A 14,100-nucleotide genomic window follows, 5' to 3' on the forward strand; every position below is an offset into this window, starting at 1 on the left:
GACCGGTGTCGCTATCCCGCGGCGCTTGCCGGGGTCGGGGCGGCATTGAAATTAGAGCATCGCTCTAATCCGACGTCTGCCCCGTAATCCAATGACACGGCGTTTCGCGCAGGCGATCGATCCGCGCTTCTATTGCGGAATGCGCGCGTGATCGCCGGCGCGCGGTTGTTGCGCGGAGGTGGGCGCGTACGGGTCGAGCAGCGACACGACGACCTTGCGCTCGCCTTCGAACGGGTTGCGGCCGTGGGCGAATCGCATGTTGTCGACGAGCAGGACGTCGCCTCGTTGCCACGCAAACGTGATCGCGCATTCGCGGAACGCGTTGCGGACGTGCTCGATGTCGGCGAGATCGAGCGGCTGGCCGTCGCCGTAGCACGCGTTGCGCGGCACGCGGTCGAGGCCGAACAGGCTGACGATGGAGCTGGCGAGCGAGGCTTCGAGGTTCGAGATGTGAAACAGATGCGCCTGATTGAAGAACACCCGCTCGCCGGTGACGGGATGGTAGGCCACGCCCTGATTGATCTGGACGGTGCGCAGCGTGTCGTCGTCGAGCCATTCGAACGCGATGTCGTGGTCCGCGCAGAACGCCGCGACCCGGCTGCGGTCGCGCGTCTGAAAGACGGTTTCCCACGGAATGTCGACATGGCTGCGGTAGTGCCTGACATAGCGGACCTGCCTCGTCTCGAACGCGTCCAGGAGCCGCGGCCCGATTCGGCGGGTCACTTCGCGCATGTCGGCAATCGGCGTTTCGCCGCCGCTCGCGGCCGGCGTCAGGCAGCAGAACGCCACGCTGAGCGGCCAGCTGCGCTGATACGCGTTTTCGCAATGCAGGGCGATCGTCTCGCTCGGCGGATACTCGGTGGCCGTGAAGATGCCGTTGCCGACCGACGTGCGCGGCGTGGAGCGATAGACGTAGTCGGACTTGTTGCTTGAAACCGCATTGACGAATGCGTCGAAGTCGCTCACGGATGAAACGTCGAAGCCGCGGAACAGCAGCGCGCCGTGCTCGTGTAGCCGCGCTGCGAGTGCCGGCCGGTTGGCATTCACCGCCGCGGCGATATCGCGCTCGTTCGACGCAGGTTCCAGCAGCCACGGAGAACTCCCGTCGGCAAGCAGCTTGCGTTCCGTCATGCCCTGCATCGTGTGTGTTCCTTTCTGGAGCCGGGTCGCAGCCGGCCGGAATGCGTGGTCGCGCCGCGGCGCGGCTATGCGCGGCAGGCCGTTTCCACGGCATGCTCGAAGCGATTGAGAACCTCGTGGGCGTCCGGCTCGGACAGGATCAGCGGCGGCAGGAACCTGAGCACCGCGCCGTTGCGTCCGCCGGTTTCGATGACGAGGCCGTTGCGCAGGCAGTTCTGCTTGATGGTTTTGGCGAGCGCCCCATCGGCCGGGCCGGCGCGGCCGTCGCTGCCCGGCGCGACGACTTCGGCGCCGATCATCAGGCCGCGGCCGCGGATCTGGCCGAGGCACGCAAACCGTTGCGCCAGCGCCTCGAGGCCCGCGAACAGCAGCTTGCCGACGCGCCCGGCGTGCGCCGACAACCCGTCCCGTTCGACGATCTGCATGGTCGTCAGGCCGGCCACCATCGCGATCTGGTTGCCGCGGAACGTGCCGGCGTGCGCGCCGGCCGGCCAGGTGTCGAGACGCTCGTCGTAGACCACGACCGACAACGGATAGCCGCCGCCGAATGCCTTCGACAACACCAGCACGTCGGGACGGATGCCGGAATGCTCGATCGCGAACATCGCGCCGGTTCGGCCGAGCCCCGTCTGCACTTCGTCGACGATCAGCGGGATTTCATGCCGCAGCGTCAGCTCGCGCAGCTCGATCAGCCACGCGTCGGCGGCGGGGATGCAGCCGCCTTCGCCTTGCACGACCTCGACGATGACGGCCGCCGGCTTCGGTATGCCGCTCTCCGGGTCCGACAGGACGGTCCGGATATAGTTGATGCTCAGTTGATCGGTGGCCGAGCCGTCCGTGCCGAACGGGCAGCGGAACGCATACGGAAACGGCAGGAAATGCACGTCCTGCCCGTTGGCGCCGGCCGGTTTGGGCGTGAGCTTGCCCGTCACGGCGAGCGCGCCCGCCGTCATCCCGTGATACGCGCCGTGAAACGCCATGACCGTCGAGCGGCCCGTATGGTGCCGGGTCAGCTTCAGCGCCGCTTCGACGCCGTCCGCGCCGCTCGGGCTGCAGAACTGGATCTTGCCGGTTCTGGCGAGCGCGGCGGGCAACAGCGAGAACAGCTGCTCGACGAACGCGTGCTTGGCCGGCGTACCGAGGTCGAGCGCCTGCTGCATCTGATCGGACGACAGAAACCGCATGACGGCTTCGTTGACTTCCGGGTGATTGTGTCCGAGCGCGAGCGTGCCCGCATTCGACAGACAGTCGATGTATTCCTGCCCGTCCGAGTCGCGTATGCGGACGCCCTTGGCATGGGTAAACAGTCGCGGAATGGAGGTCGCGTAGGTTCGCGCCTTCGATTCGACACGCTTCAGATACTCGAGTTTTTCCATGCGCGGAGATCCGGCTTGCGATACGGAGTGAGGAACACTGGCGCGCGAGGAGCGCTCGATCTCCGCCAATGGTGTAACGGCACGGTGTGATTGGAGCATGGACGCCATAGCGCGTCTGTCACGTAAAAATGGGACATTGCGCTGCGCGCGTCACTGCGTGAGGCCGTCGTCGTGCCGGTCGCCGTCCGGTCGCTTTCATGCGCGGCATCAAGCGGGCAGAGTCGAGCGGAAATAGTCGATGGTCCGTCGCAGACCGGCTTCGAGCCCGACCGTCGGCGCCCAGTCGAGGTGGGTGCGCGCGAGGCCGATATCGGGGCAGCGCTGGGTCGGATCGTCCTGCGGCAGCGGCCGGAACACGAGCCGCGATTTCGAGCCGGTCAGGCGCAGGATCACTTGCGCGAGTTCGCTGACCGCGATCTCGTGCGGATTGCCGAGATTGATCGGCCCGGTGAGATCCGCGGGCGTGGCCATCATCCGGATCAGGCCGTCGACCATGTCGTCGACATAGCAGAACGCGCGGGTCTGGCTGCCATCGCCATACAGCGTGATGTCGTCGCCGCGCAGCGCCTGCACGATGAAGTTGGACACCACGCGGCCGTCGTTCGGATGCATGCGCGGCCCATACGTGTTGAAGATGCGTACGACCTTGATCTGGACGTTTTGCTGACGGTGATAGTCGAAGAACAGCGTCTCCGCGCAGCGTTTTCCTTCGTCGTAGCAGGCGCGCGGGCCGAGCGGGCTGACGTTGCCGCGATAGCTCTCGGGCTGCGGATGCACGTCGGGGTCGCCGTACACTTCGCTGGTCGACGTTTGCAGCACGCGGGCATGCGTGCGCCGCGCGAGCCCCAGCATGTTGATCGCGCCCATCACGCTGGTTTTGGTCGTCTGCACCGGATCGAACTGGTAGTGGATCGGCGAAGCGGGGCAGGCGAGGTTGTAGATTTCGTCCACCTCCACGTACAGCGGAAAGGTGACGTCGTGGCGCAGCGCCTCGAAGCTCGGGTTGCCGAGCAGCGCCGCCACGTTCCGCTTCGTACCGGTGAAGTAGTTGTCGACGCACAGCACGTCGTTGCCGAGTTCGACCAGTCGCTCGCAGAGATGCGAACCGAGGAAACCCGCGCCGCCTGTTACGAGGATTCGCTTTCGATTACGTTGCACAATGGCACCCCAAAAGTTTCGCGCGCCCGGCGGCGGCAGGGCCGAGCGGGCGCGCGGGCCGTTTCGTTCGCCGATCGCGACGATCGGCCGGTGATGCGTTTCAAGCGTTCGACGCGACGCAGTGCGCGTGCCGCAGGCGCGCCGCGATGATGCCGGCCATCGTCCGCATTTCGCTGCGCAGGAAGAAGTGATCGCCTTCGATGACGTGGAAATCGAAGCGCCCGGCCGTCGCCGCGCCCCAGCCAGCCACCGAATCGACCGGAGCATGCGTATCCGCGCGGCCGGCGAACGCGGTGATGTCCACCGCCAGCCGGCGCTGCGGCTCGGGCCGGTAGTTTTCGATCAGCGCGAAATCCGCGCGCAGGGCCGGCATCAGCAGCGCCATCAGCTCGTCGTTCTCCAGGACGGGCTTCGGCGTGCCGCCCATTTCGTGCAAGGCGTCGATGAAGGCGCGATCGTCGAGCGCCTGCATGCGACGTCCCGGTCGCGCGTTGCCCGGTGCGGCGCGCCCGCTCACGAACAGATGGCGCAGGTTCGGGCGCACGTCGGCGGGAAGCCGCAGCGCCAGTTCCGCGGCGATCGCCGCGCCCATGCTGTGGCCGAGCAACGAGAAGGGACGATCGAAGCAGTCGCGCAGGTCGCGCAGCAACGTGTCGATCAACGCCGACATGTCGCGTGCGGCTGGCTCGGACAAGCGGCTGCCGCGGCCTGCGAGCTCGTGTCGGTATACGTCGATGCCGGGCAACAAGGCTTCGAGCGGGCGATAGACGGCGGCCGAGCCGCCGGCGTAGGGGAAGCAGATCAGGCGCATGCGGGCGGGGTGCTTGCTTCGGACGGGTCGGTGCGCGCGCGGCGGGGCGTCACGTGTTGGCGGGATGTCGTCATTGAGGTTCCAGTCGCTGTTGTCGTCGCGATGCGTCGGCGATTTTGGCTCGGCAGGAAAGCGGCGCGATTGCCCTGCGCGGGTCTCGCTCGGTTCCCGGTTGCTGGGGCGTCAGCGCTTTGCAACGGCAGCATGGCGAATACGCCTGAAGTCGCGAAGGCGGTCGTTCAGTTCATGAAGATTCGATCGCGGTGCCGCTCGGTTTCAGCATGCACGCGATACGGTTCGGCATGAGTTAAACATGAGGCCGTGTCGGTGTATGTCGTAGGAAAACGGGACGCGGGGGGCGAGGGGATCGAGGCAGGGGTGTGAACGTCGAATGCCGGTCATCTCGGACGTGCCCACGGCGGCCGGATGGCCATTGGAGGCTGAGGACTGGAATGGGCTCAGCCCGGTTCGACAGCCGCCATCGTGTGGCACCTACGCTGTCGTCGAGACCCTTCGGCACGTGCAGTTCCCGCTCCCTTGGACGGCGATGCTGACGAGCTTCGTTGTCGTCTTAGGGGGCGGCTGTGTCGCCTGCCGTGACGTCAGGCGCCGCTGCCGAAGTCAAAGCTGTCGAGCATCAACTGACCGATCGGATCCAATGCTTTGCCTTGGCGTGTCGCGACGCTGAACAACGCGGAGTAGGAGCATGCGGCTGGCGCGAGCGCGAACAGCTTTTTTTCCGCCACCCAACGCGAAGCGAAATGAGTCGGCAGGTATCCGATGTACAGGCCTGTCAGAAGCATGGTGAGAATCGCTTCCATGTTGTAGGCAGTCGCTGCTCGGTTCAGATTCACGGGGTTCGGTCGCTGACTTTCGACCATGTAGCCGCGTTCGACATAGTCCGCATTTGCGATTGCCTCCATGAGCCCGACGCCAGTTGCGGACGAAAGCGGATGGGCGAAGCTGCAGTAGAGATTCTGCTCCTCAGAGAAGATCGGCTTGTACACGAGGCCGGAGAGGCGATGATGGAAGGCTCCGACTGCAAGCGTCAGTCGCTCTTCCAATACGGCCTTTTCGAGTTCGTCCGGCCTCATGACGTGCACGGTCAGATGGGTCGCCGGCGAACGGCGCTTGAACCGCTCCAGCGCAGAGACGATCGGCGCACCTGGGAAGGACAGCAAGCCATCGACGAAGCCGATCTCGAGCCGCGTCTTGGGTTGACCGTTCAGCACGCCGACGCTGTCAAGGAAGCGCCCGATATCGGAGAAAAGCACACGTGCCGACTCGTAGACGGCCATGCCCTCATCCGTAACCTGGAACCCTTGACGCCCGCGATGGCAGAGCTTCGTACCGAGTCTCACTTCAAGGTCTCGCACCACGATGCTCAGGCGGGGAAGGCCCATGTTCAGAATCGACTGGGCGGCTGTGAAGCCGCCAGCTTCAACGATGGTGCAGTACACCCGAAGAGACTTGAGGTCCAGGTCGGAGAGGCTAGCAAGCATGACTCGACTGTTTTGGGTTGATTTCCGATTGTCCTGCAAAAGCACCGACAACTTGACGATCGCTGCGCAATCGCGTCATCGCGTACCGAACGAAAACTAGTGTTCGACGATAGCCGGATACTCGGCCGCGATCGCAAGACGCTGCGAGTGTGCTTCCGCAACGACGCAAAGCAACTCGAACATCATAGTCGCGCCGACGAGCGCCGTGTTGCCGCCTTGGTCGAAGGGCGGCGAAACTTCGACGACATCGCCACCGATCAAATCCAGCCCGCGAAGCCCACGCACGAGATGCTGCGCTTCGAGCGTGGTCAGGCCACCGATTTCAGGGGTCCCCGTGCCGGGTGCAAACGCAGGATCCAGTACATCGACATCGAAGCTCACGTAGGTCGGACCGTCTCCGACGACGCGACGCGCTTCCGCCAAAGCCCCCTCGACGCCCAGTTCCGCGAACTCTTCCATATGAATGACGCGAATGCCGACGGACTCGGCGAACTCGAGATCGTCTGACGAATAGACCGAACCGCGGATGCCGATCTGGACGGTTCGTGCGGGATCCAGGAGCCCTTCCTCGACGGCGCGACGAAAAGGGGTGCCATGGGTGTACGGATTGTTGCCGAAGTACGTGTCGTTCGTATCCGAATGCGCATCGAAATGGACCATGCCGATCGGCCGGTCGCGCGCGATGGCACGGAATATCGGCAAGGTCACCAGATGGTCACCGCCGGCGGAAATCGGGATCGCGCCGGCTCGATGAATCGATTCATAAAACGTCTCAACCTGCTTGAGCGTGTCCAGCAAGTCGATCGGATTCACCGGCGCGTCGCCGACGTCTCCGACGCGCAGCAGGTCATACGGAGCAATGCGACTGACGTGATGGACCTTGCGCATCAGGCTCGACATATTCCGGATTTCACGCGGACCGTGTCGCGCGCCGGCTCGGTTCGTCGTTCCACCGTCCCACGGTACACCTACCAATGCGATATCGACGTCGTCAAAACTCGAAACGGCAGGCAGGCGCATGAAGGTGGGAAGGCCGGCGAATCGCGGCACCAGTGCTGCATCGATCGGTTGCGGAAAAGTGCTGGCCATCGTGGCTCCTGTTCGGTTATCGGCGAAGGGATTTAACGGTAGCACGCGGATCTCGTTTCGACTTTTCCTATTGAGCAAGCCGACTTTACGGATTCGAAAACTTCGACTTGCCACTTTCCAAACCTGGAAAGTCGGCTTTTTGAGTTCGGAATTGATGCGAAATTTTGGCGTTCATACATTCAAACCGAGCGTGTAGGGAGGCGTTGTACGCGCTGCGGCCTGCATTTGCTGGCCATTTCAGGTTTGGGGACAAACATGTCGCGTCGGCACTCGCTCGCGAGGGCGTTCTCCAGGATTGAAATGGCGCGAAGTAATCAGGCACGTCAGTGGCACGACCAGCCAGTTGGTCAAGCGCGGCAGATGCTCACCAGGGACAGGAGGAAGACCCGCACGACGCAGTCACAAATGAAGGTTGTACCGCAGTGAGCCACCGTGTGATGTGCTGTCCATGTCGCAGCCTTCACACCGTAACGAGTCACCTGAATTCATCTCGATGGAGCTGTTATGCCCAAGTCTATCCATTCTTTGATTTTGTCGTTGGCAGGTGCGTGCGCGTTGGTGGCATCGTCCGCCAGCTGGTCGCAAAGCAGCGATCTGTTGTCCAGAATCAAGGCTGACGGACGAATTACCATCGGCACGGAAGCGCGTTATGCACCGTTCGAATATATCGACGACGGTAAGATCGTGGGCTACGACGCGGATCTGATGCACTACGTCCTGAAACCGCTGCAGGGCGTGAAAGTGAATCAGCTCGATTTGCCGTTCCAGGGTCTCTTGCCCGGCCTCGACGCGAAGCGCTTCGATATCGTGGTGACGGCCGTCACGATCAACAAGGAGCGCCTCAACCATTTCGCGTTCACATTCCCGGTTGCGGATGCCACGACCGGCGTCCTGCTCCGTGCCAACGAGCCTGCGATCAAGAAGCCGGAGGACCTGAATGGCAAGACGGTCGGCAGCCAAGCAGGTACGGCACAACTTCAGGCGCTGATTGCTCTCGACAAGAAGCTGAAAGACGCCGGAGGCCCGGGAATCAAGGAAATCAAGCAGTACGTCGCGTTTGACGAGGCATACGCCGACCTGGCCGTCGGCCGGCTCGACGCCGTTGCACAGTCGCTTGCCAACCTCGGTCCGTTGATGAAATCGCGCCCGGGCGTTTTTGCGGTCCTGCCGCAGACTATTGGGCCGAAGACGTACTTTGCTTGGGTCGCTCGAAAGGATGGCGATAGCGCATCGCTCGTAAAGCTGTTCAGCGACGGCATTGCACGTGCCAATCGCGATGGAACGATGAAGCAGCTTCAGCAGAAGTGGTTTGGCACGACCATGGACGTCCCTGCACAAGCATTGACGAATCCTTCCATGTGACGCGGACACGCGCGACGATGCCCCATCATCAAATGTGCCTCGAGACGATATGAACGCTTCGACCTTTCTCACCCGCAGTCTCGTCAGCTTGCCGCAAATGGTCAATGGCGCCTTGACGACGCTGGTGTTATCCGCGATTGCCGTGATTTTCGGCTTCTTCGCCGGCGTCTTCATCTACACGATGTGGGCGAGCAGGAACCGTTTCGTGGCAGGCGCCGCGCGCGCATACGTGAGCGTGTTTCGGGGCACGCCTATGCTTGCTCAACTTCTGGTGTTTTATTACGTACCCGCGGCACTCGGGATTGGATTGCCGGGTCCTGTTGCCGCGGTGATCGGGCTTTCTCTCAACACTGCTGCTTACCAATCGCAGATCCTGAGCGCCGGTTTCCGGACGATCTCGAATGGTCAGCGGGAAGCCGCGAGCATTTTCGGGCTGACAAGGTGGCAGACCTTGTGGCATGTCGAAGTGCCGCAAGTCATTGCCGCAACATTGCCAGCGCTGGTTTCGGAAACGATCGACATTGTCAAGGCATCGGCAGTCATCTCCGTGATCTCGGTCACCGATTTGATGCGTGTGGGTCAACAGATCGCCTCTGCGACCTATCGCCCGCTGGAAGTCTACGTGTGGGTTGCGGTCATGTACTTGGCCATTACCACGTTGCTTTCGCTCGCGGGGCATGGCTACGAACAGCGCCTCTCCAGGCGCGCTTGAGACGAAGGACGGCGCAATCCAATGGATACGTTTTTGACGTTGCTGCCGCGCTTTGCCGCCGGCATGCTGGTGACACTCGAAGTCAGTCTGATAGCGGCGCTTCTGGGGATGGCGGGTGGATTCTCGTTGAATGTGCTCCGTCTGCGCTTTCCTCGTGCACTGGCGCATCCGTACCGGCTGTACGTGTGGCTCGTGCGCGGAATGCCGTATTTGTCGCAACTGGTGATCGTCTACTTCGGTTTGCCGTCCCTTGGCCTGACGATGACCGCGGTGCAGGCGACAATCGTTTCGTTGGCGTTCTATTCGGCCGGTTACTTCGCAGAGATTTTTCGTACCGCGTGGGCGAGCATTCCTCGCGGGCAGATGGAGGCGGTGCGCGCTTTCGGCATCGGTCGGTGGGCGTCGTTCCGGGCGATCGAGTTGCCGCAGGCATTGGCTTTCGCCGTTCCGCTTCTGACCAACATGGTCATCCTCGTCATCAAGGAAAGCTCGGTCGCTTCCATTATCACGGTACCGGAACTGACGATGACGACGAGCGATTTCGTCTCGTCTACCTATTCCTACATTGGACCGTACGCGATGCTGATTTCGAGCTATTGGTTGTTGACTCAATCGGTCGCCGTTGTGGCCAAGCGCCTGGCTGGACTGAACCCGATCCTCAGGAGGACGTTGTGAGCGATTCCCCAATTCTGCAACTCCGCGCGGTCGGAAAATCGTATGGGTCGTTGCGCGTGCTGAAAGACTTCGATCTCGACGTCATGCGCGGGCAGATCGTATCGCTTATTGGCCCCTCGGGGTCCGGCAAGACCACGGCGCTACGCTGCATGAATTTTCTCGAGGCTTACGACGAAGGCGAAGTGCGAGTCAAAGGGAAGCTGCTTGGCTACCGCATCGATGGCGACGGCTCGCGCGTCCGAGACACCGACGCGAACATCGCGGACGTACGACGGCCCATTGCGATGGTCTTCCAACAGTTCAATTTGTGGCCGCACATGACGGTTCAGGACAATGTTGCGGCACCGCTTGTACTGTCGAGGCGGGTTCAGAAAGCGGAAGCCGAGAAAAGAGCAAAGGCGGCGCTCCAGCACGTCGGTCTTTCGCATAAGACGGACGCTTACCCCGCTCAACTGAGTGGCGGTCAACAGCAGCGCGTCGGGATCGCGCGTGCGCTCGCCGTCGGCCCGGAGGTCATGTTGCTCGACGAGCCGACGTCGGCTCTCGATCCGGAACTGGTGGACGAGGTACTCAACGTTATCCGGATGCTGGCGCAGGAAGGGCTGACGATGGTGATGGTCACCCACGAAATGAGTTTTGCAGCCAAGATTTCCGACAAGGTGGTGTTCATGGAGGCGGGGCAAATCGTCGAGACGGGAGCGCCCGCGCAACTATTCGGCGACACCCGCACGCCGCGTCTACGGCAGTTTCTCAAGCCGTGGCTCGACCGTAGCCTGTCCCTTGCGGAAGATCTATCGAGGCCCGAACAGAGGCTTGCTTAAGTCACTGATCAGCACACGGCGTCCGGGTCGCCGACGGACGGGCAGGGCAAGCATTGGCCTGTCCCTTCAATTGGGCCAATGATCGACGCTCCCCGACAAAAAACCCCGCCCCGGACCACCTCGAGCCAGACAAAAAAAACGCGCGGCCGCGAGGCACGCGCGCAAAGTCGGAGATCGGTTACCGGTCGCGGGTCAGTTGCCGTTCGATGCCACCGTATTGGCCGCGCCCGCGCAGTCCTTCTGATACTCCCGCATCAGGCGCGCCTCGGCCGAGTCGATATCGTCCGGATAGCTGCTCTCGTCGCCGGACGACGGGTTGTAGCCGACGGCTTGCAACTCGTTCAGCTCGTTGATCAGTTGCCGATGGGAGACCGGGCCTTTCGTATGCACGAACGGATAGTCGTGGCATTGCGACGGCGTGAGCTTCGGCGCGGCTTGCGCGGAGACGCTCAGCACGAGCAGGGCGGCACAGGCAAGGTAACGGGCGGGATGATTCATCTTCGACTCCTGGAAGCGTTGGGAACTAGCCGTACGGTGGGAAGCCAACGTCGACTGCACGACGAAGGTTAAGTGCGGCGCGCTAGCGAAACGGCAGCGCGAAGATGAAACAAGTTTCATGCGGTACGGCCCGTGCCGAGGCGCCTGTCTTCGCCGGCATCGGACCTTAAACAATCCTTCATGTGTGCGCTGTCGAACGGTTAGCAGTGCGGGCGTATCGTCGAGCCGGTGATCAATCGGCGCTGCGCACGGTGCGGCCCGGCATGGAGGCGCTGCAATGAAAACAACGACGCTCAGGATGGCGACGCTCGTCGCGCTGGTGTGCTCGCCGGTGCTGGCGTTCGCGAAGGTGCAGGGGGCGGGGCTCGCGATTGCCGACGTGACGCTCGCGCATGCGAAGGTCGAGCGCCTGCATCGTGCGGAAGATGCCGCGTATCGCGCCGCCTCGCAACGGGCCGGCAAGCGGGGTGTCGAGCCGCAACGAGGCTGATTGCCGGCATCACGCACGATTGCCGAGGGTGGTGCGGCATCATGTCGCAACGATCCGGTCGCGGGATCGTTGCCGGCACCCCAAGGCCATCGCGCGCCAGCCCCGGCCGGTCATGGCGAGGGCGCGAGGCCGCCGTATATGAAATTTTCTTCACGAAGCCGATGCACACGAGTTACGCGCGCGCGTGTAGTCTCCGTCCGAGCGCGTCTGGACATCGGGTGTCGAGGCGCGTGCGTCCCTTCGACGAAGACGAGAATCGTATATGGCATCACCAGTTTCCCCGGGCAACAAACCGGCCCCTCCCAACCAGCCGACCGAGAAGAGTGCGGCCATGGCGCACGTGCTCACGATCGAAGACGATGAAATCACCGCGAATGAAATCGTAAGAGAGCTGACGAGCCGCGGCTTTACGGTCGAATGGGTGGCTAACGGACGCGACGGCATGGCCCGCGCGCTCGGCAACGAATTCGACGTGATCACGCTCGACCGGATGCTGCCGGTCGTCGACGGCCTCACGATCCTGACCACGATGCGCAGCGTCGGCGTGCGCACGCCGGTGCTGATGCTGAGTGCGCTCGGCGACGTCGACGAGCGCGTCCGCGGCCTGCGCGCGGGCGGCGACGACTACCTGACCAAGCCGTTCGATCCCGAAGAAATGGCCGCGCGCCTCGAGGTCCTGCTGCGCCGCAGCCAGACGGCGCCCGCGCCGTTCAGCACGACGCTGACCGTCGGGCCGCTGAGGCTCGACCTGGTCTCGCGCAAGGTGTTTCGCGACGGCGAGGAGATCGCGCTGTTGCCGACCGAATACCGCGTGCTCGAATACATGATGCGCAATGCCGGGCAGACCATCACGCGCACGATGCTGTTCGAGGCAGTCTGGGGCTATCACTTCGATCCCGGCACCAACCTGATCGAAGTGCACATGGGCCGGCTGCGCAAGAAGATCGATCCGCCCGATGCGAAACAGATGATCCAGACGGTACGCGGTGCCGGTTACATTCTTGCCTGAGCCTCTACCTTGCCGTCCTTCACGCATCACGTCCAGCCGGCGCCGAAGCGGCGCTGGTATTCCAGCACGTTCCGGCTCGTATCCGTCTATGCCCTGACGTTTTCCGTCTCGGTCATGTTGCTGCTCGGTTTCATTGCATCGGTGATCACGCACGACATGGCGCATGAAACCGATGTGGTGATCGATTGGCAGATGATCTACTTCGATTCGATCCAGGACGGCCAGCTTCCCGCCGCCATTCATCAGCGCATCGAGCGCGAGCGGATGCACACCAACTATTACGGACTGTTCACCGCCGACGGCAAGCATATCGCCGGCGACGTGCTGGCGCTGCCCGACGGCATCCGCCTCGATCACACCGGCGTGACGCTCGACCACACGATGACGATCGCCGGCGACCAGGTGCCGCCGGTCGTCCGCACGATGGCGGAGCGGCGCGCCAACGGCGACATCCTGGTGCTCGGGCGCGACCTCACGCACATTCTGCGGATCCGCGCGGCGATCATCCAGGCGCTCGTCGGCGGCGGGCTGTTCTGCCTGGGCGCGGGCGTCGTCGGCGGGTTGATCCTCAGCGTCCGGCAGATGCGGCGCCTGAAGGAAGTGCGGCGCATCACGCAGCGCATCGCGCAGGGCGACCTCGGCCAGCGTCTGCCGATCGGCGGGCACGACGAGATCGATCTGCTGTCTCATCTCGTCAACCACATGCTCGAGGAAATCGAGCGTCTGATGAACGAGGTGAAGGGCGTCTGCGACGGTATCGCGCACGACCTGCGCACGCCGCTCGCGCACGTGCACACGCTGCTCGCGCACGCGGCGGAACGGGCGGACGGCCTCGACGATGCGGCGCTGGCGAGCCTCGTCGCGCGGGCGCGCAACGAGACCGACGTGCTGCTCAGCCGTTTTCGCGCAATGCTGCGGATTGCCGAAATCGGTTCATTGCAGCGGCGCGGCGGGTTCGCGGAAGTGGTGCTGGAAGAGCTCGTCACGGACGTCGGGCAATTGTTCGAGCCGCTCGCCGACAGCCGGTCGATCCAGTTGGTCGTGTGCGTCGAGCCCGTCGCACGGATCCACGGCGATCGCGCGCTGCTGTTCGAGGCGCTCACCAACCTGCTCGACAACGCGCTCAAGTACACGACGTCGGGCGACACCGTGCGCGTGGAGCTTCACGACACGCCGTCCGGTCCGCGCATCGACGTGGTCGACAACGGCCCCGGCATCGCGCCCAACGAGCGCGAGGCGGTGCTGCGCCATCGCTACCGCAGCCGCCGGACCGGACATCTCGCCGGCGCCGGCCTCGGCCTGAGCATCGTGTCGGCGGTCGTCAACGTGCACGACTTCACGCTGCGCATCGGCGATGCGGAGCCGGGCACGCGCGTGACGATCGAATGCTGGCCGAGGTCGCTGGCATGACGGCCGTATGGAGCGGGCTATCCGCGCTCGCGTATTGCCGCTGCGAG

The 14,100-nt window shown here is 63.3% G+C and carries 14 protein-coding genes; 7 read left to right on the forward strand and 7 right to left on the reverse strand.

The features are described 5' to 3' along the window. Positions 1–129 precede the first annotated feature (129 nt). The 6 genes from C3Y15_RS00100 to speB form a co-directional block, all read right to left on the reverse strand. On the reverse strand, positions 130–1,140 hold the full coding sequence (locus tag C3Y15_RS00100) for a TauD/TfdA family dioxygenase (protein WP_124259706.1): 1,011 nt from the start codon (positions 1,138–1,140) through the stop codon (positions 130–132). A 65-nt stretch (positions 1,141–1,205) separates the two neighbouring features. Continuing rightward, entirely contained in the window at positions 1,206–2,516 is a 1,311-nt protein-coding gene (locus C3Y15_RS00105; RefSeq protein ID WP_124259705.1) for a diaminobutyrate--2-oxoglutarate transaminase family protein, read from the reverse strand. Between the two features lie 207 nt (positions 2,517–2,723). Next, complete coding sequence (locus C3Y15_RS00110; RefSeq protein ID WP_014725941.1) at positions 2,724–3,674, reverse strand: UDP-glucuronic acid decarboxylase family protein; 951 nt, start codon at positions 3,672–3,674, stop codon at positions 2,724–2,726. A 100-nt stretch (positions 3,675–3,774) separates the two neighbouring features. Then, the gene (locus C3Y15_RS00115) at positions 3,775–4,485 is read right to left on the reverse strand and encodes an alpha/beta fold hydrolase (protein WP_124259704.1); all 711 of its coding nucleotides are present in this window, start codon (positions 4,483–4,485) and stop codon (positions 3,775–3,777) included. Between the two features lie 602 nt (positions 4,486–5,087). Next, positions 5,088–5,987, reverse strand: coding sequence for a LysR family transcriptional regulator (locus C3Y15_RS00120; RefSeq protein WP_059457580.1), 900 nt, complete (start codon positions 5,985–5,987; stop codon positions 5,088–5,090). A gap of 96 nt (positions 5,988–6,083) precedes the next feature. Continuing rightward, positions 6,084–7,076 carry an agmatinase gene (gene speB, locus C3Y15_RS00125; RefSeq protein ID WP_046422800.1) on the reverse strand — a complete coding sequence of 331 codons (993 nt, stop codon included), beginning with the start codon at positions 7,074–7,076 and terminating at the stop codon, positions 6,084–6,086. Positions 7,077–7,580: 504 nt separating this feature from the next. On the opposite strand from speB, the gene C3Y15_RS00130 reads away from it, so the two are divergent. Genes C3Y15_RS00130 through C3Y15_RS00145 form a run of 4 tightly spaced genes read left to right on the forward strand, consistent with a single transcriptional unit; the run spans position 7,581 to position 10,646 of the window. Then, the gene (locus C3Y15_RS00130) at positions 7,581–8,438 is read left to right on the forward strand and encodes a transporter substrate-binding domain-containing protein (RefSeq protein WP_060043697.1); all 858 of its coding nucleotides are present in this window, start codon (positions 7,581–7,583) and stop codon (positions 8,436–8,438) included. A 49-nt stretch (positions 8,439–8,487) separates the two neighbouring features. Continuing rightward, the gene (locus tag C3Y15_RS00135) at positions 8,488–9,150 is read left to right on the forward strand and encodes an amino acid ABC transporter permease (protein WP_059454694.1); all 663 of its coding nucleotides are present in this window, start codon (positions 8,488–8,490) and stop codon (positions 9,148–9,150) included. A 21-nt stretch (positions 9,151–9,171) separates the two neighbouring features. Next, positions 9,172–9,825: an amino acid ABC transporter permease gene (locus tag C3Y15_RS00140; RefSeq protein WP_046422794.1), complete on the forward strand. Its 654-nt coding sequence runs from the start codon at positions 9,172–9,174 to the stop codon at positions 9,823–9,825. After that, on the forward strand, positions 9,822–10,646 hold the full coding sequence (locus tag C3Y15_RS00145) for an amino acid ABC transporter ATP-binding protein (RefSeq protein WP_124259703.1): 825 nt from the start codon (positions 9,822–9,824) through the stop codon (positions 10,644–10,646). The genes C3Y15_RS00140 and C3Y15_RS00145 overlap by 4 nt, the downstream gene beginning before the upstream one ends. Before the next feature lie 192 nt (positions 10,647–10,838). Here C3Y15_RS00145 and C3Y15_RS00150 read toward each other — a convergent pair whose 3' ends face one another. Continuing rightward, on the reverse strand, positions 10,839–11,144 hold the full coding sequence (locus tag C3Y15_RS00150) for a DUF4148 domain-containing protein (RefSeq protein ID WP_046422790.1): 306 nt from the start codon (positions 11,142–11,144) through the stop codon (positions 10,839–10,841). Between the two features lie 277 nt (positions 11,145–11,421). On the opposite strand from C3Y15_RS00150, the gene C3Y15_RS00155 reads away from it, so the two are divergent. The 3 genes from C3Y15_RS00155 (at position 11,422) to C3Y15_RS00165 (ending at position 14,053) form a co-directional block, all read left to right on the forward strand. Further along, the gene (locus C3Y15_RS00155; RefSeq protein WP_046422788.1) at positions 11,422–11,634 is read left to right on the forward strand and encodes a hypothetical protein; all 213 of its coding nucleotides are present in this window, start codon (positions 11,422–11,424) and stop codon (positions 11,632–11,634) included. Between the two features lie 331 nt (positions 11,635–11,965). Continuing rightward, positions 11,966–12,643, forward strand: coding sequence for a response regulator transcription factor (locus tag C3Y15_RS00160; RefSeq protein ID WP_046422786.1), 678 nt, complete (start codon positions 11,966–11,968; stop codon positions 12,641–12,643). Between the two features lie 114 nt (positions 12,644–12,757). Beyond that, positions 12,758–14,053, forward strand: a complete 1,296-nt coding sequence (locus tag C3Y15_RS00165; RefSeq protein WP_224019370.1) for a HAMP domain-containing sensor histidine kinase — start codon at positions 12,758–12,760, stop codon at positions 14,051–14,053. Positions 14,054–14,100: the final 47 nt, after the last annotated feature.

The organism is Burkholderia sp. B10 (assembly GCF_004368385.1).
Classification (GTDB): domain Bacteria; phylum Pseudomonadota; class Gammaproteobacteria; order Burkholderiales; family Burkholderiaceae; genus Burkholderia; species Burkholderia vietnamiensis.